Origin of the sequence: Pseudomonas marginalis (assembly GCF_008692035.1) — a bacterium.
GTDB classification, from domain to species: Bacteria; Pseudomonadota; Gammaproteobacteria; order Pseudomonadales; family Pseudomonadaceae; genus Aquipseudomonas; species Aquipseudomonas marginalis.
In genome coordinates this window covers 3,641,404-3,665,409 of record NZ_VTFG01000001.1, presented here as the reverse complement: position 1 = coordinate 3,665,409, position 24,006 = coordinate 3,641,404, and the positions used below count along the sequence as shown (strand labels likewise).

Annotated in this window: 22 protein-coding genes and 1 pseudogene; 13 read left to right on the top strand and 10 right to left on the bottom strand. The window is 61.7% G+C overall.

Annotated elements, in window-relative coordinates:
• The first annotated feature begins 62 nt into the window (after positions 1-62).
• On the top strand, positions 63-950 hold the full coding sequence (locus FX984_RS17195; protein ID WP_027606050.1) for a formate/nitrite transporter family protein: 888 nt from the start codon (positions 63-65) through the stop codon (positions 948-950).
• On the opposite strand, the gene FX984_RS17190 is transcribed toward FX984_RS17195, so the two are convergent.
• Positions 944-2,203 carry a cation:proton antiporter gene (locus FX984_RS17190; RefSeq protein WP_027606049.1) on the bottom strand — a complete coding sequence of 420 codons (1,260 nt, stop codon included), beginning with the start codon at positions 2,201-2,203 and terminating at the stop codon, positions 944-946. The genes FX984_RS17195 and FX984_RS17190 overlap by 7 nt on opposite strands.
• A 192-nt stretch (positions 2,204-2,395) precedes the next feature.
• Between FX984_RS17190 and FX984_RS17185 the strand changes: the two genes are divergently transcribed.
• Positions 2,396-2,782, top strand: a complete 387-nt coding sequence (locus FX984_RS17185; protein ID WP_090401689.1) for an MAPEG family protein — start codon at positions 2,396-2,398, stop codon at positions 2,780-2,782.
• Between the two features lie 47 nt (positions 2,783-2,829).
• Here the strand turns inward: FX984_RS17185 and mltA are convergent, their stop codons facing one another.
• Positions 2,830-4,017, bottom strand: a complete 1,188-nt coding sequence (mltA, locus tag FX984_RS17180) for a murein transglycosylase A (protein ID WP_146477663.1) — start codon at positions 4,015-4,017, stop codon at positions 2,830-2,832.
• 128 nt (positions 4,018-4,145) lie between these two features.
• On the opposite strand from mltA, the gene FX984_RS17175 reads away from it, so the two are divergent.
• Positions 4,146-4,595: a c-type cytochrome gene (locus tag FX984_RS17175; protein ID WP_092355635.1), complete on the top strand. Its 450-nt coding sequence runs from the start codon at positions 4,146-4,148 to the stop codon at positions 4,593-4,595.
• Between the two features lie 6 nt (positions 4,596-4,601).
• Here FX984_RS17175 and FX984_RS17170 read toward each other — a convergent pair whose 3' ends face one another.
• From FX984_RS17170 to FX984_RS17150, 5 genes are all read right to left on the bottom strand, one after another.
• Positions 4,602-4,997, bottom strand: coding sequence for a DUF1090 domain-containing protein (locus FX984_RS17170; RefSeq protein ID WP_027606045.1), 396 nt, complete (start codon positions 4,995-4,997; stop codon positions 4,602-4,604).
• Positions 4,998-5,063: 66 nt separating this feature from the next.
• Complete coding sequence (gene ligB / locus FX984_RS17165) at positions 5,064-6,725, bottom strand: NAD-dependent DNA ligase LigB (protein WP_092355633.1); 1,662 nt, start codon at positions 6,723-6,725, stop codon at positions 5,064-5,066.
• A gap of 95 nt (positions 6,726-6,820) precedes the next feature.
• Complete coding sequence (locus tag FX984_RS17160) at positions 6,821-7,171, bottom strand: hypothetical protein (protein WP_027606043.1); 351 nt, start codon at positions 7,169-7,171, stop codon at positions 6,821-6,823.
• A gap of 213 nt (positions 7,172-7,384) precedes the next feature.
• A complete protein-coding gene (metK, locus tag FX984_RS17155; protein ID WP_092355630.1) occupies positions 7,385-8,575 on the bottom strand; it encodes a methionine adenosyltransferase in 1,191 nt (396 codons plus the stop codon).
• Between the two features lie 19 nt (positions 8,576-8,594).
• A complete protein-coding gene (locus FX984_RS17150) occupies positions 8,595-9,590 on the bottom strand; it encodes an ArsR/SmtB family transcription factor (RefSeq protein ID WP_027606041.1) in 996 nt (331 codons plus the stop codon).
• 272 nt (positions 9,591-9,862) lie between these two features.
• On the opposite strand from FX984_RS17150, the gene tkt reads away from it, so the two are divergent.
• The 6 genes from tkt to fba all read left to right on the top strand — a co-directional run bounded on the left by tkt (position 9,863) and on the right by fba (position 16,185).
• Positions 9,863-11,860 carry a transketolase gene (tkt, locus tag FX984_RS17145; RefSeq protein ID WP_027606040.1) on the top strand — a complete coding sequence of 666 codons (1,998 nt, stop codon included), beginning with the start codon at positions 9,863-9,865 and terminating at the stop codon, positions 11,858-11,860.
• Between the two features lie 138 nt (positions 11,861-11,998).
• Positions 11,999-13,054 (top strand): erythrose-4-phosphate dehydrogenase, encoded by a 1,056-nt coding sequence (gene epd / locus FX984_RS17140; protein WP_027606039.1) that lies wholly within the window; start codon positions 11,999-12,001, stop codon positions 13,052-13,054.
• Positions 13,055-13,071: 17 nt separating this feature from the next.
• Complete coding sequence (locus FX984_RS17135; protein WP_027606038.1) at positions 13,072-14,235, top strand: phosphoglycerate kinase; 1,164 nt, start codon at positions 13,072-13,074, stop codon at positions 14,233-14,235.
• A 29-nt stretch (positions 14,236-14,264) separates the two neighbouring features.
• Positions 14,265-14,492, top strand: coding sequence for a hypothetical protein (locus tag FX984_RS17130; RefSeq protein WP_027606037.1), 228 nt, complete (start codon positions 14,265-14,267; stop codon positions 14,490-14,492).
• 60 nt (positions 14,493-14,552) lie between these two features.
• Positions 14,553-14,885 carry an MliC family protein gene (locus FX984_RS17125; protein ID WP_027606036.1) on the top strand — a complete coding sequence of 111 codons (333 nt, stop codon included), beginning with the start codon at positions 14,553-14,555 and terminating at the stop codon, positions 14,883-14,885.
• A gap of 235 nt (positions 14,886-15,120) precedes the next feature.
• Positions 15,121-16,185 carry a class II fructose-bisphosphate aldolase gene (gene fba, locus FX984_RS17120; RefSeq protein ID WP_003177554.1) on the top strand — a complete coding sequence of 355 codons (1,065 nt, stop codon included), beginning with the start codon at positions 15,121-15,123 and terminating at the stop codon, positions 16,183-16,185.
• Positions 16,186-16,291: 106 nt separating this feature from the next.
• On the opposite strand, the gene FX984_RS17115 is transcribed toward fba, so the two are convergent.
• Positions 16,292-16,957, bottom strand: coding sequence for a polysaccharide lyase family 7 protein (locus FX984_RS17115; protein WP_027606035.1), 666 nt, complete (start codon positions 16,955-16,957; stop codon positions 16,292-16,294).
• 308 nt (positions 16,958-17,265) lie between these two features.
• Here FX984_RS17115 and FX984_RS17110 point away from each other — a divergent pair, with 308 nt between their 5' ends.
• The 3 genes from FX984_RS17110 to FX984_RS17100 are packed head-to-tail and all read left to right on the top strand — an operon-like array spanning position 17,266 to position 20,231.
• Positions 17,266-19,371, top strand: coding sequence for a putative bifunctional diguanylate cyclase/phosphodiesterase (locus FX984_RS17110; protein ID WP_146477665.1), 2,106 nt, complete (start codon positions 17,266-17,268; stop codon positions 19,369-19,371).
• A gap of 43 nt (positions 19,372-19,414) precedes the next feature.
• Positions 19,415-19,915: a M48 metallopeptidase family protein gene (locus FX984_RS17105; protein WP_027606033.1), complete on the top strand. Its 501-nt coding sequence runs from the start codon at positions 19,415-19,417 to the stop codon at positions 19,913-19,915.
• A gap of 19 nt (positions 19,916-19,934) precedes the next feature.
• Positions 19,935-20,231 (top strand): winged helix-turn-helix domain-containing protein, encoded by a 297-nt coding sequence (locus FX984_RS17100; RefSeq protein ID WP_027606032.1) that lies wholly within the window; start codon positions 19,935-19,937, stop codon positions 20,229-20,231.
• A gap of 39 nt (positions 20,232-20,270) precedes the next feature.
• On the opposite strand, the gene FX984_RS17095 is transcribed toward FX984_RS17100, so the two are convergent.
• Positions 20,271-20,723, bottom strand: a complete 453-nt coding sequence (locus tag FX984_RS17095) for a GNAT family N-acetyltransferase (protein ID WP_027606031.1) — start codon at positions 20,721-20,723, stop codon at positions 20,271-20,273.
• Positions 20,724-20,923: 200 nt separating this feature from the next.
• On the opposite strand from FX984_RS17095, the gene FX984_RS17090 reads away from it, so the two are divergent.
• Positions 20,924-21,661: a substrate-binding periplasmic protein gene (locus tag FX984_RS17090; RefSeq protein ID WP_027606030.1), complete on the top strand. Its 738-nt coding sequence runs from the start codon at positions 20,924-20,926 to the stop codon at positions 21,659-21,661.
• Positions 21,662-21,683: 22 nt separating this feature from the next.
• On the opposite strand, the pseudogene yccS reads toward FX984_RS17090, so the two are convergent.
• Positions 21,684-23,886, bottom strand: a pseudogene (yccS, locus tag FX984_RS17085) (YccS family putative transporter); the annotation flags it as partial.
• Positions 23,887-24,006: the final 120 nt, after the last annotated feature.

The following is a 24,006-nucleotide window of genomic DNA, read 5'->3' as shown; positions in this document are numbered from 1 at the left end:
AGTGAACGCTCTTGATCAACCATAGGTCGTACCTGAACATCGCCCCCCGTTCAGGTATCACCATGGCCACGCAAGAAGACGGCAAGACCCCCAACCTGTCCCAGGAAGAGCAGCAGGACGTCGACAAGAACCAGCCGCCCCGCGCGGCGGTGCTGCATGAAATTATCCGCACCCAGGGCGATCAGGAGCTGGAGCGAAGCGTCGCCGCCTTGTGGTGGTCGGCACTTGCGGCCGGCCTGACCATGGGCCTGTCATTGATGGCCATGGGGCTGCTCAATTCACGCCTTCCGGACGGAGAGGCCTTCAAGGTGATCGCCAGCTTCGGCTACTGCGCAGGCTTTCTCGCGGTGATCCTGGCGCGCCAGCAACTGTTCACTGAAAACACCCTGACCGCCGTGCTGCCGGTGATGAGCAAGCCGACCCTGGCTAATGCCGGACGCCTGTTGCGGTTGTGGTCGGTGGTGCTGGTGGGCAACCTCTGCGGCACGCTGCTGGTGGCCTACGTGATGCTGCACCTGCCGATCTTCGACACCAAGACCGACCTGGCCTTCCTCGAAATCGGGCGCAAGATCATGGAAAACGACGCCGGCCAGATGTTTGCCAAGGGCATCGTCTCCGGTTGGATGATCGCGACCATGGTGTGGATGATCCCGTCGATGGAAAGCGCCAAGATGTGGATCATCATTCTGATCACCTACCTGATGGCCCTGGGGGATTTCACCCATATCGTGGTGGGTTCGGCGGAAGTGTCATACCTGGTGTTTGCCGGCGAGTTGCCGTGGAAGGATTTCTGGCTGGTATTTGCTGGCCCAACCCTGGCCGGCAATATCATCGGTGGCAGCTTTATCTTTGCGTTGATCAGTCATGCGCAGATTCGCAGCGAGAGTAGCTTGCCGGGCAAGCACGCTGCGGACCCGAGGCATCCGCAGCGGATCAACAAGGATCAGTGAACGTCAGGTGCGGCCTGGGGTTCGCCCTGGGTCACGCGCTTGACCAGCTTGCCGATGCTCAGCCCCTGCAACAGGATCGACGACAGCACCACGATGTAGGTGATGCTCAGCAGCAGATCGCGCTCCGGGCCCAGTGGCAGGGCCAGCGCCAGTGCCACCGAGACCCCGCCGCGCAGGCCGCCCCAGGTCAGGATACGGATGGTGCCGCGCGGCACTGTGCGCCAGCGGCGCAGCAACAGGATCGCCGGGGCCACGGTCAGCAGGCGCGACAGCAGGATCGCCACCGCCAGCAAACTGGCCGCGAACACGTGCAGCCAGTTGAACGGCAACAGCAGCAGCTCCATGCCGATCAGCGCGAACAGCAGCGCGTTAAGCATGTCGTCCAGCAGTTCCCAGAAGCCGTCCAGGTAGCGCCGGGTCATGTCGTTCATCGCCAGCTTGCGCCCCAGGTTGCCGATGATCAGCCCGGCCACCACCATCGCGATCGGTGCGGAGACGTGCAGTTCGGTGGCCATCGCCGAGCCGCCGATGACCAGGGCGAGGGTCAGCATCACTTCGATCTGGTGCTGTTCGATGCTCTTGATCATCAGGTACACCAGGTAGCCGATGAGCCCGCCGAAGACCACGCCGCCAATTGCCTCATGGGCGAACAGCAAGGCCGTGGCGCCCACGGTAGGCGTCTCGCCCAACTGCGCGATGCCCAGCAATACGGTAAACACCACCACTGCCGTGCCGTCGTTGAACAGGCTCTCGCCCACAATCGTGGTCTTCAGCGGTTTCGACGCATTGGCGGTTCGCAGCACGCCCAGTACCGCAATGGGGTCGGTGGGCGAGATCAGTGCGCCGAACAACAGGCAGTAAAGGAAGCTCACGTGCCAGCCAAACAGGGCGAAGATGTAATACGCCAGGCTGCCGATCACCACGGTGGCGATCAATACGCCGAAGGTGGCCAGCAGGCCGATGGGCCAGCGGTAGCTGCGCAGGTCGTTCAAGTTGACGTGCAAGGCGCCGGCGAACAGCAGGAACGACAGCATCCAGTTCATCAGCAGGTCGCCGAAGTCGATCTGGCCGATCAATTGCTGGATGCGCTCCTCAAGGCCTGGGTAGCCGAGCACGCTCAGGCCTTGCAGGATCAGGGAGAACAGCAGGGCCGTGACCATCACGCCGATGGTGGGCGGCAGGCCGATAAAGCGGAAGTTCACATAGGTGAGCAGAGTTGTGAGGCAAATAAAGGCGGCGACAAGTTCAAGCATCCGGGGTCCTTGGAAGGTGGGGGTGGGTTGTTAATGGGGGATGGACCGCAGTGGCGGCGTGAGGTTGCAACGTCTTGGGTGAAAGTGCGGTAGAACCTTTCGGTGTCGCGCGGCTCATAGCGGTTAGGTGCGACATTGGGTTTTTAGTGCTAGAACTCTAATCGCTGCATAAAACGACAAAAGGACTGAGTGATGACGGCTGCTTTCTGGTGTGTGTTGATCGCGATTTTCCTGCCTTACCTGTGCACGGGCGTGGCCAAGTTCAGTGGCGGCAAGTTCGGGCCGCGGCAGAACCACGACCCGCGTGCTTTCCTGGATACCCTTGAAGGGGTTGCCAAGCGCGCCCACAGTGCGCAGCTCAACAGCTTTGAAGTCACCCCCGCCTTTGCCGCCGCGGTGATTATCGCCCACCTGGCCGGCACGGCCGAACTGGTGACCATCAATGTGCTGGCGGTGCTGTTTATCACCAGCCGCCTGCTGTACATCATTTGCTACCTGGCCGACTGGGCGATACTGCGCTCGCTGGTGTGGGCGGTGGGCATGGCGTTGATTGCGAGCTTCTTCTTCGTGTCGATCTGACTTGTGACGCAGATCCAGTTGTGGGGGGCACCCCTCCCACATTTGAACTAGAGCGTCTCCGGCACCTGCGGCAACGCCGCGCCCTTGGGCCACAGCATCCAGATCTGCCCTTGCTGCTTCATATTTCCCGCCAGCTCTCCGGCAGCGTCACCCGTGCCCCAGAACAAATCCGCGCGCACTTCTCCGGTGATTGCACCGCCGGTGTCCTGCGCGGCGACCGGGCGTGCCAATGGCGAGCCGTCGGGCTTGGTAGTCGACAGCCACAACAGGCTGCCCAACGGAATCACCTTGCGATCCACCGCTACGCTGTAGCCGGCGGTCAACGGCACATTCAGCGAACCGCGCGGGCCTTCATTACTGTCGGGGCGAGCGCTGAAGAATACGTAGCTGGGATTGCTGGCCAGCAGTTCCGGGATGCGCTCCGGGTGCGCCTTGGCCCAAGCGCTGATGGCGCCCATGGTCACGTCTTCTTTCTTCAGTTCGCCTTGCTCCACCAGCCAACGGCCGATAGGGCGATAGGGGTAGCCGTTCTGGTCGCCGTAACCGACGCGTAGCTGGCGACCGCCCTTGAGTTGAATGCGCCCCGAGCCCTGGATCTGCAGGAATTGCAGGTCCATCGGGTTGGTCAGCCAGGCAATCGGCTTGGCGGTGGAGCCCTGGCCGTTGATGGCGCTGGCATCGTCATAGGGCTTGAGCACGCGCCCTTCGAGGCGGCCGCGCAGGCGTTTGCCCTTGAGTTCCGGGTAGATGCTTTCCAGATTGACGATGATCAGGTCATCCGGTACGCCATACACGGGAACATGGGCGGCGGCGGTCCTGGTCAGGCTGCCGGGGTAGACCGGCTCGTAGTAGCCGGTGATCAAGCCGTTGGGGGTGTTGTCGGCCGAACGCAGGCCGAACACGTCCAGGCGCTCCTTGAGAAAACCGCGCACCGCCACGGCATCGGCTGGCACGGGACCCGCTGCTGCGCAGGTGGCCCCCCATATAGGGTCGGCCTTGAGGCGTTGGCAGGCGCTGAGCCAGGATTCGAAGCCGGCCAGCAGGTCGCTGTCGGACACGGCGGGCAACGCCTCCCAGGGAGCGCTTACATAGGTGGCGACGGCGTGGGGCTTGGCAGCTTCTTCTTTAGCTGTGTCTTTACCGCTGTCCTTGCCCGCGTCACAGCCTGCCAGCAGTGCAATCATCGGCAGAGCCCATGCCAGACGGCGGCTCAAGTGTTTCAATGTGAGATTCATACAAACGGTTCCTGAAGCGATTGCCCGCGCCTTAGCGCCTGTGGACAACCCTTATTATTAATAGGGCTATTGGTCTTTACGGGCAGGGCGAGGATACTGGCCGCCGTTTCCCGTGACCCTGAGCCGCCATGACTTTTAAAAAAATGACGCTTGTGCTGTTGGCCTGCCTGGCACTGTCCGCCTGCGGCGGCGTCGATCCGAATTCGCCCCTGGGCCAGCGCAAGGCGATCTTCAAGCAAATGCTCAAGACCGCTGAAGACCTGGGCGGCATGTTGCGCGGGCGCATTGCCTTCGATGGCGCGAAATTCGCCGAGGGCGCGGTCAAGCTCGATGCGCTGTCCCATGAACCGTGGAAACACTTTCCGAGTGTGCGCGAGGAGGATCACACCAGCGCCAAGGACGACGTGTGGCAAAAACAGGCGCAGTTCCAGCAACTGGCCCGCGATCTGGAAGCGGCCACCGGTGAGTTGGTGATCGCCAGCCAGGTGCAGCCCTACAAGGCCAGCAACCTTACGCCTGCCGTACAGAAAGTCGAAGATGCCTGCAGTGCCTGCCATAAACAATTTCGCGACCACTGACCGGTTTTACTGGTCGAGTTCTTCCACGGCGTCCTGCAGTTCCTTGCGTGACTCGGCGAGTTTGTCCTTACGCTTGTTGATCTTGTCCGCGTCGCCTTTTTTCATCGCCTTGTCGAGGTCGGCCTGACGGCGGCTGACCTCGTGCTTGGCGTCGAGTACCTTGTTTTCGCGCTCCTTCCTCAAGGCGGCATCCGTGCAGTTGGCGGTGACTTCGCTCAGGGCTTTTTCCAGGCCGGCTTGCTGGTCGCTGTTGCCGTGGGCCTTGGCCTGTTCGAGCTGGGTGCTGATGGCCTGGCGCTTGGCGGCACAGCCGGTGAGTGGAGTGGCTTCTTCGGCGGCGAGCAGTGGCGTGGCCATGAAGCTTGCGACGGTCAACAGGGCAAAAGGGGCGAGGAATTTCATGTGGAGCTCCGGGGTCGCAAATAGCAGGGTGAATTCTGCTGTGATTTAAAGGTGGCTGGGTCTGGTTCAAAACCCGTCTATTCCGGCCACACGTAATGTTTCAGCCAATGTCTGTACGTGTGGGTCGCGAAAAAAAGCGCTCAGTTGCGCCGCGCGACCCGGGCCGATGCCATCGATGGCCAGCCAGGCCTGTGTGTCTCTGGCGACCAGCGTCTGCCAGTTGCCCTCCAGGTTACCGCGTGCCGCAGGCGGTACACCCAAGGCCTTGAGCCATTGTACGAAGGGGCGTTGCCGAGCGCTGTGAAGGCTGTCGAGCAGCCGCGTGCGGCTGCGCTCACCGAAGCCATCAATGTTAGCAAGCTCTGCCGCATCCAGGGTTAACCAATCGAGAAAGCCTGCGATTAGACCGGCCTGGATCAATATGTTCCACGTCTCGCGGCCTATGTGCGGCAATGCCAGGCCCTGGTTGCCGCTCAGCCAGGTAAGGCGTGCGAGCAGCTGTTCTTCGCAGCCGGGGTCCAGCTGCCAGCAACTCAAGGCGTGAAAGTCCCGAGGGTCGGGCACTGGCAGGTCGACCCTGGTGGTATTGCGCAGGATCACCTGGTCCAGCCGAGGGATCACTTGGCCAGCCAGGCTGATGGACACCTGGTCGCCCGGGCGAATATCCAGGGCCTGCCAGCGCTTCAAGGAGCCGGCGCTGACCCGGCTGATCCGGCGGTCGTCCAGGCGCACCGGCTCCAGTTCCAGAATGGGGGTGATGCGTCCGGTGCGGCCGATCTTGAATTGCACCTGGCGTACCAGGGCCAGGGCTTGGGAGGCGGGGTACTTCCAGGCGACCGCCCAATAAGGCGCACTGGCCTGCCAGCGCTCAGCGGGTGCGCGCTGCGCCTGGTGCAGCACCACGCCGTCACTGGCAAAGGGCAGGGGGTGGTTGTACCAATAGGTGCGCCAATGTGCTGCTTCGATGATGTCCTGGACGGGCTGGCTGTAGCGCTGGCTGTCGGTGAAACCCCAGCGTGCCAGGGTGGCCAGGCGTTCGGTAAAGGCTGCGGGGCCATTCGGCCAGGCCCAGACAAACAGGCCGATGCCGGCGGCGTCGGTGTCGCTCAACTGCCGACGGTTCATCATCCCGGCCACCTTGCTGCGCGCGTTGAGCCCGCCGCGTGCCGATTGCACATGCTCGTCGAGGCGCCAATAAAGTTCGCCTTGCAGCACCAGGTCGATGGGTTCCGGCAGTTGCTGGACAATGCCGGGGATCTTGCGCGCGGAGGCCGACCAGTCCTGGCCCAGCTTGCCATCGCCACGGCTGATCAGCTGTTTCAACCGCCCCTGGCGGTACACCAGGGTCACCGCAACGCCGTCCACCTTGGGTTGGATCCATACATCCCGGCGCGTGCCCAGCCAGGCGCCCACGGCTTGCTCATCCAGGCGCTTTTCCAGGCCGGTATGGGCGACCGGGTGCGGCAAGGTGCCCCGTGAACTGGCCAGCGGATCATCAGGCGCGGTGGGGTTGGGGACGCACTGGCGCCAGTGGGCCAGGCGCTGGCGAGCCTGGTCGTAGAGTTCATCACTGACGGGGGATTGGCCGAGGCGGTGGTAACTGTCGTCCCACAGGCGGATTTGTTCGGCCAGGGTGTCGACCTGGGCCCGGGCATCATCAGGGCAGTTTTCAGCCCAGGCCGAAAAGGGTAGAGCGCTGAGTAGCAGAACAATCAGTAAACGCATCATGAGCATCCTTGCTCGGAAGGGGCGCCCAGCCTAAATGATCCGTTCACCTACAAAAAAGCCCCGACGCTGCGGGGCTTTTTACCGGGTGTTTCGGCTTACTTGAACAGGCCGCCCAGCGCTTTCACGGCATCAGGCTTATCAGCCTTGGCTTCCTGGGTTTGCTGCTTGGCGTCGGCTTTGGCCTGGGCTTCGGAGAGTTTGTCACAACCTTTGTTGATCTGGTCCTGCGCTGCTTTGAAGGCCTTCACTTTCAAGCTGTCTTTGCTGGCTTCGGCCGCATCGATCTTGGTTTGCAGGTCTGCGGATTGCTTTTGGCAGTCGCCGGAATTGCCGACACCCAGCTGGGAGCCCAGGGCGCCACTCAGTGCGCTCAGGTCGGCGGCGTGGGCCGGCAGGGCGAACAGGCTGAGCAGAAGGGCGGCAGGGGCGAGCGTGGAGATGCGCATGAAAAACCTCAATGTTCGATTGCCTGCGCACTTATGAATCCCGGGCGGGTGCAGGGCAATATCCAAAATAAGGTGAAGGCCCGAGAGGGCGCGGATTCTAGAGGGCCATTATTGTGCCTGCAAGCTTTGGATCCAAAAAATGTGAAGGCGCTCCCGCAGGCAATAAAAAGCCCCGCCGGGCAAACCCGGCGAGGCTTTATGTACCGTGTGCGATTACAGGCCGGCGGCAGTGCGCAGGTCGTTGGCGCGGTCGGTTTTTTCCCAGGTAAAGGTGGTGAAGGTGTCGTCGCCGACGGTCTTCTGCGCAGGGGTACGACCGAAGTGGCCGTAGGCTGCGGTTTCCTGGTACATCGGGTGCAGCAGGTCGAGCATGGTGGTGATCGCGTAAGGGCGCAGGTCGAAGATCTCGCGCACCAGCTTGACGATCTTGTCATCGCTGATCTTGCCGGTGCCGAAGGTATTCAGCGAGATCGACGTAGGCTGGGCCACGCCGATGGCGTAGGACACCTGAATCTCGCAACGCTCGGCGAGGCCGGCAGCAACGATGTTCTTGGCCACGTAGCGACCGGCGTAGGCAGCGGAGCGGTCAACCTTGGATGGATCCTTGCCGGAGAACGCGCCACCGCCGTGACGGGCCATGCCGCCGTAGCTGTCGACGATGATCTTGCGACCGGTCAGGCCGCAGTCACCGACCGGGCCGCCAATGATGAACTGGCCGGTCGGGTTGATGTGGAACTGGGTGTCCTTGCTCAGCAGTTCGGCCGGCAGCACGTGCTTGACGATCAGCTCCATCACGCCTTCGCGCAGGTCGGCGTAGGAAACGTCCGGGTTGTGCTGGGTCGACAGTACGACGGCGTCAATGCCGACCACCTTGCCGCCTTCGTAGCGGCAGGTCACCTGGGACTTTGCGTCCGGGCGCAGCCAAGGCAGCACGCCGGATTTACGCGCTTCGGCCTGGCGTTGCACGAGCTGGTGCGAGAAGGTGATCGGTGCCGGCATCAGCACCTCGGTTTCGTTGCTGGCGTAGCCGAACATCAGGCCCTGGTCGCCGGCGCCCTGGTCTTCCGGCTTGGCACGGTCGACGCCCTGGTTGATGTCGGGCGACTGCTTGCCGATGATGTTCATCACGCCGCAGGTCGCACCGTCGAAACCGACGTCGGAGCTGTTGTAGCCGATGTCGGTGATCACGTCACGAACGATCTGCTCCAGGTCAACCCAGGCGGTAGTGGTCACTTCGCCGGCGATGATCGCTACACCGGTTTTCACCAGGGTCTCGCACGCCACACGGGCGAACTTGTCTTCAGCGATGATGGCGTCCAGCACCGCATCAGAAATCTGGTCGGCGATTTTGTCCGGATGCCCTTCAGACACGGACTCGGAGGTGAAAAGGGAGTATTCGCTCATCTCGATGTTTTCCTGATATTTACCGATGGTGAGTGTCGCCAGTCGGTCGCTGAAAGTGGCGGACCTGGATCTGGAAACCATTACGTAAACCTACATAGAGGCTTTCCCCGGGAACGAGTCCCGCAGCGGTGGCCCAACGGGCCAGATCGTCCTGTTCAAAACCCAACCAGAGATCACCGCAGGCCTCCCTGGCCCAATTCTGGTTGTGGCTGCATAAATCCGTAACCAACAGGCTACCGCCGGGGTGCAGCAACCCGGCCATTTGCTTTAAAGCGTCGGCGGGGGCGGCGAAATGGTGCAAGACCATGTTCAGCACCACGCAGTCGGCCTTGATCGTTGTGCTGCTCAGGGCGTCAGCCAACTGCAGGCTGACATTGCCCAATGCCTCGCGCTCACAGAGCTGGCGTGCCAGTTCGAGCATCGCCGGGCTGTTGTCCAGCGCCGTGACCTGCCGAAAGCGGCGGGCCAGTTCCGGCAGGAAGCCGCCATCTCCAGGCCCGACTTCCAGCGCCGTCGCTTCTTCACTGAAGCTCAGCTTGTCCAGCAGCGCCAGTACGCTGTCGCGGTATTGGGCCAGGCCTGCGATCAAGTCCTGCTGGGCGCGAAATTTTTCGGCAACCCGTGCAAAAAAGTCCTGGCTCGCGGCGGCACGTTGCCCATGGACCTGGCCGATGCGTGACTGCACGTCATGGGGCAGGCTCAGGCTGTCCACTTCCTCAAGCAGGGCCGCGTGCAACTTGCCGCCGAGCAGGTCGGCGTGGGGCAGGGCGCGGCGGTAGAAAATCGCATTGCCTTCGCGGCGGGTGGCGACCAGGTCGGCCTGGGCCAGCACCTTCAGATGGTGGCTCATGCCCGACTGGCCGATGGCGAAGATCTGTGCCAGTTCCAGCACGCCGAATGAATCGTTGGTCAGTGCGCGCAATACGTTCAGACGCAATGGGTCGCCAGCGGCCTTGCACAAGGCTGCCAGCTCTTCGCCGTCGTCAGGACGCAGGGTGGGCACGGGTAGGTTCATAAGGCCAGCAGTCTAGTGACGGGTGAGTATCCCCGCAAGGCCAATATCAAAAAGTTTTGATATTGGTCGATAAGTGGCGGTTATAAGCAGCCGCTATAACCTTTAGACGAAGCGGTTAAAGGTTTCTGCAAGCGATTGCCGCCCAAAGCACAGGAAAAACACCTGCAAGTGACTATCTGTCATTGCCCGCAGGCGGTGGCTGAGGGAAAATGCCGATCCTTTTTTCCGTTTCTTTTAATCATTCACTCTTCAAAATCCTCAGGAGAACAGCGATGCCCAGCCGTCGTGAGCGTGCCAACGCCATTCGTGCCCTCAGCATGGATGCCGTGCAAAAAGCCAACAGCGGCCATCCCGGTGCCCCGATGGGCATGGCGGATATCGCCGAGGTACTTTGGCGTGATTACCTGAAGCACAACCCGAGCAACCCGTCGTTCGCCGACCGTGACCGCTTCGTGCTGTCCAACGGCCACGGCTCGATGCTGATCTACTCGCTGCTGCACCTGACCGGCTACGACGTCACCATCGATGACCTCAAGAGCTTCCGCCAGTTGCACAGCCGCACCCCGGGTCACCCTGAATTCGGCTACACCCCAGGCGTCGAGACCACCACCGGTCCCCTAGGCCAAGGCCTGGCCAACGCCGTAGGCTTCGCGCTGGCTGAAAAAGTCCTGGGCGCGCAGTTCAACCGCCCTGGCCACGACATCGTCGATCACCACACCTATGTGTTCCTGGGTGATGGCTGCATGATGGAAGGCATTTCCCACGAAGTCGCGTCCCTGGCCGGTACCCTGGGCCTGGGCAAGCTGATCGCCTTCTACGATGACAACGGTATCTCCATCGACGGCGAAGTCGAAGGCTGGTTCACCGATGACACCCCCAAGCGTTTCGAAGCCTACAACTGGCAGGTAATCCGCAATGTCGACGGCCACGATCCGGAAGAGATCAAGACTGCCATCGACACCGCCCGCAAGAGCGCGCAGCCGACCCTGATCTGCTGCAAGACCACCATCGGCTTCGGCTCGCCGAACAAGCAAGGCAAGGAAGACTGCCACGGCGCCCCATTGGGTGACGCTGAGATCGCCCTGACCCGCGAAGCGCTGAAGTGGAACCACGGCCCGTTCGAAATCCCGGCCGACATCTACGCCGAATGGGATGCCAAGGAAAAAGGCCTGGCCACCGAAGCCGAGTGGGATCAGCGTTTCGCTGCCTACTCCGCCGAATTCCCTGAGCTGGCCAATGAACTGGTGCGTCGCCTGGCCGGTGACCTGCCTGCCGACTTCGCGGAAAAAGCCTCGGCCTACATTGCCGAAGTCGCGGCCAAGGGCGAGACCATCGCCAGCCGTAAAGCCAGCCAGAACACCCTGAACGCCTTTGGCCCGCTGCTGCCTGAGTTCCTCGGTGGTTCGGCCGACCTGGCCGGTTCCAACCTGACCCTGTGGAAAGGCTGCAAAGGTGTCTCGGCCGAAGACGCCAGCGGCAACTACATGTACTACGGCGTGCGCGAATTCGGCATGAGCGCCATCATGAACGGCGTGTCCCTGCACGGCGGCCTGGTGCCTTACGGCGCGACCTTCCTGATGTTCATGGAGTACGCGCGCAATGCCGTACGTATGGCTGCGCTGATGAAGAAGCGCGTGATCCATGTGTACACCCATGACTCCATCGGCCTCGGCGAAGACGGCCCGACGCACCAGCCGGTCGAACAACTGACCAGCCTGCGTACCACGCCGAACCTGGATTGCTGGCGCCCAGCCGACGCGGTGGAATCCGCGGTGGCCTGGAAGCACGCGATCGAGCGCAAGGACGGCCCTTCGGCGCTGATCTTCTCCCGTCAGAACCTGCAACACCAGGTGCGTACCGACGCGCAGATCGCCGACATCAGCCGTGGCGGCTACGTGCTCAAGGACTGCATCGGCGAGCCGGAGCTGATTTTGATCTCCACCGGTTCCGAAGTGGGCCTGACCGTTCAGGCGTACGACAAGCTGACTGCCCAAGGCCGTAACGTGCGCGTTGTGTCCATGCCGTGCACCAGCGTGTTCGAGGCCCAGGACGCCGGCTACAAGCAATCGGTGCTGCCGTTGCAGGTCAGCGCGCGTATCGCCATCGAAGCGGCGCACGCCGACTACTGGTACAAGTACGTGGGCCTGGAAGGCCGCGTGATCGGCATGACCACCTACGGTGAGTCGGCGCCGGCGCCAGCGTTGTTCGAAGAGTTCGGTTTCACCCTGGAAAACATCCTGGGTCAGGCTGAAGAGCTGCTGGAAGACTAAGTCAGTCTGCGTTGTCTGTACTGGCGCTATCGCGGGCAAGCCCGCTCCCACATTTGGATCGCGGTCTGATGTGGGAGCGGGCTTGCCCGCGATAGCGTCAGAACATTCAACACCGAACTAACCTTGATCGAGAACCCCATGCCCCAACCGCGTCCCTACAAAGTTGCACTCAACGGCTACGGCCGCATTGGTCGTTGCGTCTTGCGTGCTCTGTTCGAGCGAGGGGCGGCAGCCGGGTTTGAAATTGTCGCGATCAACGACCTGGCCGACATGGCCAGCATCGAATACCTGACACGCTTTGATTCCACCCACGGCCGCTTTCCCGGCGAAGTGCGGGTCGAAGGCGATTGTCTGCATATCAACGGCGACTGCGTGAAAGTGTTGCGCAGCGCCACACCCGAGGGCATCGACTGGGCGGCGCTGGGCGTCGACCTGGTGTTGGAATGCTCCGGTGCCTATCACACCCGTGCCGATGGCCAGCGTTTCCTCGACGCCGGCGCACCGCGTGTGCTGTTTTCCCAGCCGATGGCCAGCGAGGCGGATGTCGATGCCACCATCGTCTACGGCATCAACCAGGATTGCCTGACCGGCAGTGAGCTGCTGGTGTCCAACGCCTCCTGCACCACCAACTGCAGCGTGCCGCTGTTGCGCCTGCTGGATCAGGCGATCGGCCTGGACTACGTGTCGATCACCACCATCCACTCGGCGATGAACGACCAGCCGGTGATCGACGCCTATCACCATGAAGACCTGCGCCGCACGCGCTCGGCGTTCCAATCGGTAATTCCGGTATCCACCGGTCTGGCGCGCGGCATCGAACGCCTGCTGCCGGAACTTGCCGGGCGAATCCAGGCCAAAGCCGTACGGGTGCCGACGGTGAACGTGTCCTGCCTGGACATCACCATGCAAACCGTCAGCGACACGGATGCGACGGAGGTCAACCGGATCCTGCGCGACGCCGCCACCAGCGGCCCGCTCAAAGGCTTGCTGGCCTACACCGAGTTGCCCCACGCCAGTTGTGATTTCAACCATGACCCGCATTCGGCGATTGTCGATGCCAGCCAGACCCGCGTTTCCGGCCCGAGGCTGGTGAACATCCTGGCCTGGTTCGACAACGAATGGGGCTTTGCCAACCGAATGCTGGATGTTGCGGAACATTATCTGCATATCGCCTCTAAACAACCTCAACAGTAATTCAGGAACTGCCACCCATGACCGTGTTGAAGATGACCGACCTCGATCTGCAAGGTAAGCGCGTACTGATTCGCGAAGACCTCAACGTCCCCGTCAAGGACGGTGTTGTCACCAGCGATGCGCGAATCCTGGCCTCGCTGCCGACCATCAAGCTGGCCCTGGAAAAAGGCGCGGCCGTGATGGTCTGCTCCCACCTGGGTCGCCCGACCGAAGGTGAGTTCTCCGCCGAAAACAGCCTCAAGCCGGTAGCCGACTACCTGAGCAAGGCCCTGGGCCGTGATGTGCCGCTGGTGGCTGACTACCTGGGCGGTGTCGACGTTAAGCCTGGCGACATCGTGCTGTTCGAAAACGTGCGCTTCAACAAAGGCGAGAAAAAGAACAGCGACGAACTGGCCCAGCAATACGCCGCCCTGTGCGACGTGTTCGTGATGGACGCGTTCGGCACCGCCCACCGTGCCGAGGGTTCGACCCACGGCGTGGCCAAGTTCGCCAAGGTGGCGGCTGCCGGCCCATTGCTGGCGGCTGAACTGGAGGCATTGGGCAAGGCCCTGGGCGCTCCGGCCCAACCGATGGCTGCCATCGTTGCCGGCTCCAAGGTGTCCACCAAGTTGGACGTGCTCAACAGCCTGAGCCAGATCTGCAACCAGTTGATCGTTGGCGGTGGCATTGCCAATACCTTCCTGGCGGCAGCAGGCCACCCGGTGGGCAAATCCCTGTACGAGCCGGACCTGCTCGACACCGCCCGTGCCATCGCCGCCAAGGTCAGCGTGCCGTTGCCGGTGGACGTGGTGGTTGCCAAGGAGTTCGCTGAAACCGCCGAAGCCACCGTCAAGCTCATCGCCGACGTGGCCGCCGACGACATGATCCTGGACATCGGCCCGCAAACTGCAGCCAATTTTGCAGAACTGCTGAAAGCCTCCCAGACCATCCTGTGGAACGGTCCGGTCGGCGTGTTCGAGTTCGACCAGTTCGGCAACGGCACCAAAGTGCTGGCCAAGGCCATCGCAGACAGCTCGGCATTCTCCATCGCCGGCGGCGGCGACACCCTGGCGGCCATCGATAAATATGGCGTTGCCGACCAGATCTCCTACATTTCTACCGGTGGCGGCGCATTCCTCGAATTCGTCGAAGGCAAAGTCCTGCCCGCCGTTGAAGTGCTGGAAACCCGAGCCAAAGGCTAAGGCTCGTGATCCGGAAAAGGAGTGTTCCCATGATCAAGTCGTTGGCAATGGTGATCGCAGCGGGCCTGTTGGCCGGCTGCGGCAGCACGCCAAGCGCAGCGCCGGCGGCAGGCAAACCTGCCACGGAGCAGAAAAAAAGCTGCTATCAGGCTGACTGGCAAGCCGAGACCATGCCGGTAATCAACAAGCGCATCGGCAACGAACGGCTGGAGAAATACGACTCCGCGCCCAACGGTCAGGAACAGGGTTGCCCTTGACGGGTCTGATCAACTAACCGACGGCATCGGCGGCCTTTGGCCCCGCTGCGAGGATTGGCAATGAAAGGCGTTTTCGCCCTGGCAGCCCTGGCCCTATTGGCCGGTTGCAGCAGCATGAACATGTTCAACAAGGCAGAGCCGGAAGGTAAGTGGACCACCTGGACCTGCGACAGCAAGGCCGAGGTCAACTGGCGCTTCGCCAACCAGGCCCGCAGTGAGGTGGATGTACGCCTCGGCGGTTCCGACCAGGTTTATCGCCTCAAACAGGATGTGGCGGCTTCGGGCGTGCTGTACAGCAACGACCAGTTGGCGTTTCACACAAAAGGTGAGGAAGGCCTGGTTTACTGGGTTGCCACTGACGATTTGATCGGGCGGGGCTGCAAGGCCCAATAAGATTTCAACTTTGATGAGATCCAAATGTGGAAGGGGGCTTGCCCCCGATAGCGGTTTGTCAGCACCCCCATGTGCTGACTGAGGCACTGTCATCGGGGGCAAGCCCCCCTTCCACATCAGCAATAACGATTCAGCACGCCAGGCATGCAAAGCCTGACCTGCAATAACTTGAATAGCAGCCGCTGCTACGGCAGGCTTGCACGATTAACGACCCTCGACCGGGAGAGACAACACAATGGCACTTATCAGCATGCGTCAAATGCTGGACCACGCAGCCGAGTTCGGCTACGGCGTCCCAGCCTTTAACGTCAACAACCTTGAGCAGATGCGCGCCATCATGGAAGCCGCTGACAAGACCGACTCCCCAGTGATCGTCCAGGCTTCGGCCGGTGCGCGCAAATACGCCGGTGCCCCGTTCCTGCGTCACCTGATCCTCGCCGCGATCGAAGAATTCCCGCACATCCCGGTGTGCATGCACCAGGACCACGGCACCAGCCCTGACGTGTGCCAGCGTTCCATCCAACTGGGCTTCAGCTCGGTGATGATGGACGGCTCCCTCGGCGAAGACGGCAAGACCCCGACCGACTACGAGTACAACGTACGCGTAACCCAACAAACCGTGGCTATGGCCCACGCCTGCGGCGTTTCGGTTGAAGGCGAACTGGGTTGCCTGGGCTCCCTGGAAACCGGCATGGCCGGTGAAGAAGACGGCATCGGCGCCGAAGGCGTGCTGGATCACAGCCAGATGCTGACCGACCCGGAAGAAGCCGCCGACTTCGTCAAGAAGACCCAAGTGGACGCCCTGGCGATCGCTATCGGCACCAGCCACGGCGCCTACAAGTTCACCAAGCCACCGACCGGCGACGTACTGGCCATCGACCGCATCAAGGAAATCCACAAGCGCATCCCTAACACCCACCTGGTGATGCACGGTTCTTCCTCGGTCCCGCAGGAATGGCTGGCGATCATCAACCAGTACGGCGGCGACATCAAAGAAACCTACGGCGTACCGGTTGAAGAAATCGTCGAAGGTATCAAGTACGGCGTGCGCAAGGTCAACATCGACACCGACCTGCGCCTGGCGTCCACCGGCGCGATGCGCCGCCTGATGGCCACCAACCCGAGCGAGTTCGACCCGCGCAAGTTCTTCGGCGCGACTGTGACCGCGATGCGTGATGTGTGTATCGCTCGTTACGAAGCCTTCGGCACTGCGGGCAACGCTTCGAAGATCAAGCCGATCTCGTTGGAAGCGATGTACCAGCGTTATCTGAAAGGTGAGTTGAACGCTAAGGTGAATTGAGCCTCAGGCGTTAAAAAAGAAGCCCGCAGCGATGCGGGCTTTTTTTTGGCAGGAAATCAGTCTTGCGCCTATCGGGCATTGCCTGCTCGAATCGAGGCCGATCCGTTCACTCGTGATCAATATCCAACTTGGCAAACGTCACCTTCGCGCCTTCCTTGCTGTCCCCGCTGTTGTCCTGCACATATGCGCCCGCCTTGAAGTACAAGGGCTTGGCGGCCCACGCCGCACCAATGCGCTCGTTCCACTCACTGTCAGCGGCGTACACGCTGAGCAGGCCGGCCTTGTTGAGGTTGATCACGTAGGTGAAGCTTTTCTCCAGCGGCACATTGGACGCGACGATGATCACGCGGCTTTCATCTTCGTCCGGGCGCATGCGCACCTTGGCGACGATGTTGCCGGTCTGGGTCTTTTCCTTGAACTGGTATTCGAGCTTGATCAGCGGTTTCTGGCTGTCGTAGGCGTGGATCTGGCCGATGACGATCTTGCCGCTGGAGGGCACCTGGTTGACCGCCAGGGTGGCGCGCAGGAAGTTGTCGGCTTCGGGGTAGGTCCAGTTGCGCAGGCGGCCGTCGGCGTAGGTTTCGCGCAGTTCGCTGCGCGGGTACACGGCGTTTTCGGTGCGGGTGCCGGTGACGGGGGTCCAGAATTGCACGTTGCTGCCTTCGGCCTGGAAGTATTGGTCGTTGAAGCCGCTGAGTAGCTTTGGCGTGTCGATGGTCGCGGGGGGCGAGCCGACCGGAATGCTCAGGTTCCAAGTGGAGAGGTCGATCATGGCATTGGCCTTTTACAGGGGGTGAAGGCTTTGGCCCGGGGGCCTGACAGGTTCTTTATAGGCGGTGGTCAGCCAGTTGTTAAACACTTGCTGGCAATTTATTGGCGCCAAGGGAATGCCAAAAAGCCATGTTTCCCATGAACCGTGGGCTGTAGAGGTTGACCGTTAGTCGGCTGACTGAACTTTGGCGCAATGATGGCGTCCACGTCACTTCTGATTTTCAGGATCCGGGGCTAGAGTGAGGCCTCAATGTTTGTCCGGGTTTTCTCTCAGAAGTGACCGGAGTAGACCCAAGGAAGAGACCTAGCATGGAATGCGCTCCACCTCATGGCGATGGCAGTTCGGTTCTTCTGGTGGTCGATGACTACCCGGAAAATCTGATCAGCATGCGTGCGCTTCTGCAACGTGATGATTGGGTGGTGATCACCGCCGCGTCCGGGGTGGAAGCCCTCGAGTTGCTGCTGCAGCATGAGGTCGACCTGGTGCTGCTGGATGTGATGATGCCCGGCATGGACGGTTTCGAAGTCGCTCGCTTGATGCGCGGCAGCCAGCGCACGTGCATGACCCCGATCATTTTCCTGAGTGCCAACGCCCAATCCCCCGCCGCCGTGCTGGAAGGCTACGCCAGCGGCGCCATCGACTACCTGTTCAAGCCCTTCGACCCGCACATCCTCAAGCCCAAGGTCCAGGCGTTGCTGGAGCACCAGCGCAACCGCCGGGCCTTGCAGCGCCTGAGCCATGACCTGGAGTCCGCCCGGGCGTTCAATGCCTCGGTATTGGACAATGCCGCCGAGGGCATCCTGGTGGTGAGTGAAGAGGGCGTGATCGAATACGCCAACCCGGCGATTTCGCGCCTGCTCAATGCCACGATCCAGGAACTGCAAGGCCAGGACTTCCTGAGTTTCCTGCAAAAGCCCCATGTGCCCACATGGCCAGATTCGCAAATGTACGCCGACTACCGCCGCGGTGAAACCTGGCGCCTGCACGATGCGCTCCTGCGCACCAGCCGTGGCCAGCAAGTGCCGGTGGCGTTGTCCTGCGCGCCGCTGCCCGCAGAACAGAAGGCCATGGTGGTGACGGTGCTGGATATGTCCGAAGTGCGCCACCTGCACCAGCAGCTGGAATTCCAGGCCGTGACCGACCCGCTGACCGGGCTGTTGAACCGGCGCGGTTTCTACCAGGCGGTGGAAAACACCTTATCCCGCAGTGAGCGGACAGAGCAGTCCCTGGTGTTGCTGTACCTGGACCTTGACGGTTTCAAGCGGGTCAACGATTCCCTGGGCCATGATGCCGGCGACCGTGTATTGCGCTGGGTCTCGGAGCAATTGCAGGGTTGTCTGCGCTCCTACGACATTATCGGCCGCATGGGCGGCGATGAATTCACGGCGTTGCTGGAGCTGGAGTTTCCGGAGCAGGCGGCAAAGATCTCGGAAAAGCTGATCGAGCGAGTGTCGGTGTGCCAGCAGGTCGACGGTTTGGATGTGATGCTCGGCGTCAGCATCGGCATTGCCACCTTCCCGGATTGCGGCTCGGATTTGAGTGGGTTGCTGCGCGCGGCCGACATCGCCATGTACGAAGCCAAGCGCGCCGGCCGCCAGCAATATCGTTATTACGACCAGGAAATGAACGGTCGCGCCCGCTCGCGGTTGATGCTTGAAGACAGCGTGCGCACGGCGATTCAAAACAAGGATTTCACCCTGGTCTATCAGCCCCAGGTTTCGCTGGTGGATGGGCGTTTGCGCGGCGTTGAGGTGTTGTTGCGCTGGCGGCACCCCAGCGTCGGCGATGTGCCGCCGGGGCTGTTTTTACCCTTGCTGGAAGAGGCGCGGCTGATCAGTCAACTGAGCGCGTGGATCTATCAGCAGATCGCCGCCCAGCGCCAGGCGTGGCAAGCCGCGTTCGACGATGAATTGGTGCTGAGCGTGAGCCTGAGCAGCAGCCAGTTCAATATGCCTAACCTGGTGAACCAACTGCAGCAGATGCTGGAGCGCTATGGGCTGGAGGGGTACCAGTTGGAGGTGGAAATCAGCGAGGACTGCCTGATGAGTAACCTGGAAGAGGCCGCCAAGCAGCTCAAGTTGCTGCGCCGTATCGGGGTGCGTATCGCCCTGGATGACTTCGGTTCGGGGCAATGTTCCCTGGCGCATTTGCGCGACCTGGCCTTCGATACGCTCAAGCTTGATCCGCAATTGGTTGCGCGGCTGCCGGGCTCGGTGCGGGACGCGGCGATGGCGCGCAGTATTATCGAGCTGTGCAGGCATTTTGAGGTGGTCGTGGTGGCCGAGGGCGTGGAAACCCAGGAGCAGGCCCAGTGGCTCAAGGCCCAGGGTTGCCCGTTTATCCAGGGGCCGTGGGCGGCGCAGCCCCTGATGGCTGAAGAAGTGGTCGACTGGTCACGCGCCCGCGTGCGCTGAATTCGCTACACTGGCGCCCATCCGAATCCTGTTGCAGACCCCAATGACCGCGCTGAAATACCTCCAGGCCTACCCCGCTGCCCTCCAGGAGCAAGTGCGCCAACTGATCGCCAAGGACCAGTTGGGCGCCTACCTGGAACAGCGTTACCCCGACCGCCATGGGGTGCAGAGCGACAAAGCCCTGTACGCCTATGCCCAGGCCTTGAAGCAGGAACACCTGCGCAACGCGCCGGCCATCGACAAAGTGCTGTTCGATAACCGCCTGGACCTGACCCACCGCGCCCTGGGCCTGCACACCACGATTTCGCGGGTGCAGGGCGGCAACCTCAAATCCAAGAAAGAGATCCGCATTGCCTCGCTGTTCAAAGAGGCCGCGCCGCAATTCCTGCGCATGATCGTGGTTCACGAGCTGGCGCACTTCAAGGAATCGGACCACAACAAAGCGTTCTACAAACTCTGCGACTACATGATGCCCGGCTACCACCAGGTGGAATTCGACCTGCGGGTGTACCTCACGTATCGCGACCTGCAGGGCAAACCCTGACCGCACAAGGCGACTGACCATGGATGTGAGCAAGACCAAAAGCAGCTTCTACCGCCGGCTGTACGTGGCGTACCTGATCGACAGTGGGCTGGCCAGCAGCGTCCCGGCGCTGACCGAGGTCACCGGCATGCCCCGGCGCACCGCGCAGGACACGATTGCGGCGCTGGCGGACCTGGATATTGTGTGTGAGTTCGAGCAGGAGGATGGGGCCCGCAACCATGCCGGGCATTATCGGATTCGCGATTGGGGCGCGATTGATCGGGGGTGGATCGAGGTGAATCTCAGCCAGATCAAGCGGGTTTTGGATTACCCCTGAGTTCAGCGGTGGCGGGGCCGACGCTATCGGGAGCAAGCCTCAAGTACGCCGCATCCCGATATGCGGAATGTCATCCTCCAGGTATTCCTCACCCGCCACCACAAACCCATACCGCCCGTAATACCCCTGCAGATGGGCCTGGGCTGACAGGAAGATCGGCGTCTCAGGCCAGATATCGTCAATCTGCCTGAGGGTTTCTTCCATCATCTGGTGCCCCAGCCCGGTGCCCCGTGCAACCGGCGCCACGATCACGCGGCCGATCACCACGTCGCCGCCCTGGGACTCCGGATCCAGCAGCCGCAGGTAGGCCACCAGCTCGTCGTCTTTCCAGGCCATCAGGTGATGGGTATCGCCCGCCAGGTCTTGCCCGTCGATATCCTGGTAGACGCACTTCTGCTCGACAACAAAGACCTCGCCGCGCAAACGCAAAATGGCGTACAGCTGCTCCTTGCCAAGGTCGGTGTGATGTTTACAGACCCAATCGACTGTCATGGTGTGTTCTCGCTTGAATGTCTGTTCTGGATAGTAAGCGCAGCGGGCGACTCTGTCTAAATCGACTATTTTTGTGAATGAAATCAATTTGCCATCATTGAGTGCTCTCGACGTCCGTTTCTTTGTGTAATCTGAGCTAATGTTAGAACCTCAGGCCCTGCCTGAGCCAAGGCCACCGCCTGCCGCCAAGGATTTTGAGCATGCCGCGATTGTCTCGTGCCGTTGCTTTGATTGGAGTGTTGTTGCTGGCGACACCTGTGTTCGCACAGCGTCTGCGCCTGGTCGCGGATGCCTGGCCACCGTTTACCGATGCCACCTTGATCAACGGTGGCCTGGCCACCGATATAGTCACCACGGCCCTGGCCCGTGCGGGCTATGCCAGCGACTTCCAACAGGTGCCCTGGGCGCGGGCGCTGATGGGGGTGGGCGACGGGCGCTATGACGTGCTGGTCAACGCCTGGTACGACGAGGCCCGTACACAATTGGGGCAGTTTTCCGGCGAATACCTGCTCAATCGCGTACGTTTTATCAAGCGCCGTGACGATCCCATCGAGTTCCAGAACCTGGAGCAGTTGCACGACTATCCCATTGCCGTGGTGCGCGGTTATGCCTATTCAGCGGCGTTCGATGGGGATGGGCAGTTGCAGAAAGTGCCGGTGCATAACTTCGCCATGGCGGTGCGCATGCTGGCGGCGCAGCGGGTGCGGTTGACCGTGGAGGATGAGTATGTGGCGCGCTATTACTTGTCGCGCGAGTCGGTGCGGGTGCGCAATGCGGTGGAGTTTCTGCCCACGCCGCTGAGCGAAAACAGCCTGCATATCCTGGTCAGCCTGAAGAACCCTGAGCATGCGCAGATCGTTGCCGGTTTTGACCGCGAGATTGCCAGGATGAAGGCGGATGGCAGTTATGAGCGGTTGATGAAGGCCCATGGCATGTAGGGCCTGTGCGGGCCTCATCGGGGGCTTGCCCCGATAGCGGTCTAAGCCGCGCTGGTGTCCTTGATCAAATGCGCCGCCAGCGTGCGCAACGGTCCCAACTGTCTGCATATCAACGCCAACTGCGTCTGCACCAGCCGCTGCCCTTCATCAATCTCATCCGGCATCTGCTCCAGGTCCGCCGCCAGGGCCTCCTCGGCATCGCTCTGAATCGCAATCGGCTGCTTGTTCGCCAGCCCGGTGGCGATTTCGTCAATGCTCGCCGCCAGGCTATTGCCGGCGCCATCGATCAAGTGCGCGCGCACCTCGGCCGGCAGTTGGGTTTCGCGGTGTGCCCCGAGCCCCGACAGGTAGCTGAGCAAGGTGTGCGACAGCACCAGGAAGCGGAAGCCCACATCCGCTTCCTTACGGAAATGCCCAGGCTCCATCAGCATATTCGCCAGGGTGGTGGACAGCGCCGCATCGGCGTTGTGGGCATTGCGCCGGGCCAGGCGGTAGGCCAGGTCGTCGCTCTTGCCGGCGGCGTATTGCTGCATGATCTGGCGCAGGTAGATGCTGTTGCAGGTCAGGGTGTTGGCCAGCACTTTGTTCAGTCGTCGGCCTTGCCAGTCCGGGAGGAACAGGAACACCGCCAGGCCCGCGATCAGGCTGCCGAGCAGGGTATCGAACAGGCGTGGCAGGAACAGTCCGTAGCCATCGCCCACCTGGTTGAAGCAGAACAGCACCATCAGGGTGATCGCCGCCGTGGCCAGGGTGTAGCGGGTGGTGCGGTTGATAAAGAACACCAGGCCGGCGGCGATGGCGAACATTGATTGCACCAGCGGGCTTGGGAACAGGTCGAACAGCGCCCACGCCACGGTGAGGCCGATGGCGGTGCCGATGATTCGCTGGCCGAGCTTGCGCCGCGTGGCACCGTAGTTCGGTTGGCAAACGAACAGCGTGGTGAGGATGATCCAGTAGCCCTGGGAGGCGTGGATCGCATGCAGCATGCCGTAGCCGACGGTCAGCGCCAGGGACAGGCGCAGCGCATGGCGGAACAGCAGCGATGTCGGCGTGAGTTGGGTACGCAGGCGCGTCCACATTTCCTTCAGGTTGCGTGGGGCGCGGTCCAGCAGGTTGCTGTCGGTGGCATCGGCCAGGGCGTCGGGGTTGCTGGCGTCGCCGAGCAGGCGGTCGAGGGTGGACAGGTTGGCCGCCAGGGCGCGCAAGGAGCGCAGCAGGCCGCGCCAGGCCGGGTTGCTCTGGATGCGCAGGTGTTCCAGGGAGGCGTTCAGGTCGCTGAGGGCTTCGGCGAAGCTGTCGTCATAGATGAACGGCTGACGCAACTGGATCGACTCGGCCAGGGACTGGCAGGCCTTGCCTTGCTGGCGCAACAGGCGTTGGCAGCGGAACAGCACATCGCTGTGGAAGAACGCATCGGCCAGGGCGTTGTAAGGATAGTGGGACGAGCTGGCGCGTTCGTGGATGTCCTGGGCCAGGAAGTACAGCTTGAGGTAGCGACTGACCTTCGAGCCGGGTCGGCCATTGCCGACGCGGTGCAGGATGATTTCCTTCGCCGCATTCAGCGCCGCCACCACCCGGCCGTTTTGCTGGGCCAGTTCCAGGCGGCGGGCTTCCACGTCCAGTTGGCGAATCGGTTCGAACAACGACGACTTGAGCTTCAGGTAGCGCCCCAGCTCACGGAACAACCGCGCCAGGCTCTGCTGCACCGGCTGGTTGGAAAACAGCGCCTGCCACAGCACCGATAACGCGCCGTACCAGGCGGCGCCGGCCACCAGCAGCAACGGCTCATGCCAGAAATCACTGACGGCGCCGCCGCGCTGGTCCACGCCGATCATGGTGTAGACCGACAGGATCAAGGTGGCCGAAGCAATCGCACCATAGCGTTCGCCCAAGGCGCCGAGCATGGTTAGGCAGAACGTGGCCAGGGCCAGGGAGATGGCGAAAATCCAGGGGTAGGGGAACAACAGCTCCACCGACAGCGCGGCAATGCTGAAACACACCAGCGTCACCGCCAGGGCGTTGAGGCGGCCTTGCCAACTGTCGTCGGTCTCGGCCAGGGCGCTGGCGATAATCCCCAGGAACAGCGGGATCAGCAGGGTCATTTCATCCTGATACCAGCACAGCGTCATGCTGCCGGTGAGGGCGATAAACACCCGGATGCTGTAGCTGAATTTATCCAGTGCCCACAGGCGCCGCATGGACTGCTTGAACGAGGTCGATGACATGAAGTCTGGAGTCTTCCGGGACGATGCCGCTAAATTGAGCCATCAGTGACGCCACGGCAAGGGTGGTGATCACATCTGGCAGCAAATTATTCCCAGGCATACCGCAAATCAAATGTGGGA

Bases quoted from the DNA above. Each gene is read 5' to 3' on its own strand.
- FX984_RS17195 (WP_027606050.1), top strand. From the start codon at position 63: ATGGCCACGCAAGAAGACGGCAAGACCCCCAACCTGTCCCAGGAAGAG.
- FX984_RS17190 (WP_027606049.1), bottom strand. From the start codon at position 2,203: ATGCTTGAACTTGTCGCCGCCTTTATTTGCCTCACAACTCTGCTCACC.
- FX984_RS17185 (WP_090401689.1), top strand. From the start codon at position 2,396: ATGACGGCTGCTTTCTGGTGTGTGTTGATCGCGATTTTCCTGCCTTAC.
- mltA (WP_146477663.1), bottom strand. From the start codon at position 4,017: ATGAATCTCACATTGAAACACTTGAGCCGCCGTCTGGCATGGGCTCTG.
- FX984_RS17175 (WP_092355635.1), top strand. From the start codon at position 4,146: ATGACTTTTAAAAAAATGACGCTTGTGCTGTTGGCCTGCCTGGCACTG.
- FX984_RS17170 (WP_027606045.1), bottom strand. From the start codon at position 4,997: ATGAAATTCCTCGCCCCTTTTGCCCTGTTGACCGTCGCAAGCTTCATG.
- ligB (WP_092355633.1), bottom strand. From the start codon at position 6,725: ATGATGCGTTTACTGATTGTTCTGCTACTCAGCGCTCTACCCTTTTCG.
- FX984_RS17160 (WP_027606043.1), bottom strand. From the start codon at position 7,171: ATGCGCATCTCCACGCTCGCCCCTGCCGCCCTTCTGCTCAGCCTGTTC.
- metK (WP_092355630.1), bottom strand. From the start codon at position 8,575: ATGAGCGAATACTCCCTTTTCACCTCCGAGTCCGTGTCTGAAGGGCAT.
- FX984_RS17150 (WP_027606041.1), bottom strand. From the start codon at position 9,590: ATGAACCTACCCGTGCCCACCCTGCGTCCTGACGACGGCGAAGAGCTG.
- tkt (WP_027606040.1), top strand. From the start codon at position 9,863: ATGCCCAGCCGTCGTGAGCGTGCCAACGCCATTCGTGCCCTCAGCATG.
- epd (WP_027606039.1), top strand. From the start codon at position 11,999: ATGCCCCAACCGCGTCCCTACAAAGTTGCACTCAACGGCTACGGCCGC.
- FX984_RS17135 (WP_027606038.1), top strand. From the start codon at position 13,072: ATGACCGTGTTGAAGATGACCGACCTCGATCTGCAAGGTAAGCGCGTA.
- FX984_RS17130 (WP_027606037.1), top strand. From the start codon at position 14,265: ATGATCAAGTCGTTGGCAATGGTGATCGCAGCGGGCCTGTTGGCCGGC.
- FX984_RS17125 (WP_027606036.1), top strand. From the start codon at position 14,553: ATGAAAGGCGTTTTCGCCCTGGCAGCCCTGGCCCTATTGGCCGGTTGC.
- fba (WP_003177554.1), top strand. From the start codon at position 15,121: ATGGCACTTATCAGCATGCGTCAAATGCTGGACCACGCAGCCGAGTTC.
- FX984_RS17115 (WP_027606035.1), bottom strand. From the start codon at position 16,957: ATGATCGACCTCTCCACTTGGAACCTGAGCATTCCGGTCGGCTCGCCC.
- FX984_RS17110 (WP_146477665.1), top strand. From the start codon at position 17,266: ATGGAATGCGCTCCACCTCATGGCGATGGCAGTTCGGTTCTTCTGGTG.
- FX984_RS17105 (WP_027606033.1), top strand. From the start codon at position 19,415: ATGACCGCGCTGAAATACCTCCAGGCCTACCCCGCTGCCCTCCAGGAG.
- FX984_RS17100 (WP_027606032.1), top strand. From the start codon at position 19,935: ATGGATGTGAGCAAGACCAAAAGCAGCTTCTACCGCCGGCTGTACGTG.
- FX984_RS17095 (WP_027606031.1), bottom strand. From the start codon at position 20,723: ATGACAGTCGATTGGGTCTGTAAACATCACACCGACCTTGGCAAGGAG.
- FX984_RS17090 (WP_027606030.1), top strand. From the start codon at position 20,924: ATGCCGCGATTGTCTCGTGCCGTTGCTTTGATTGGAGTGTTGTTGCTG.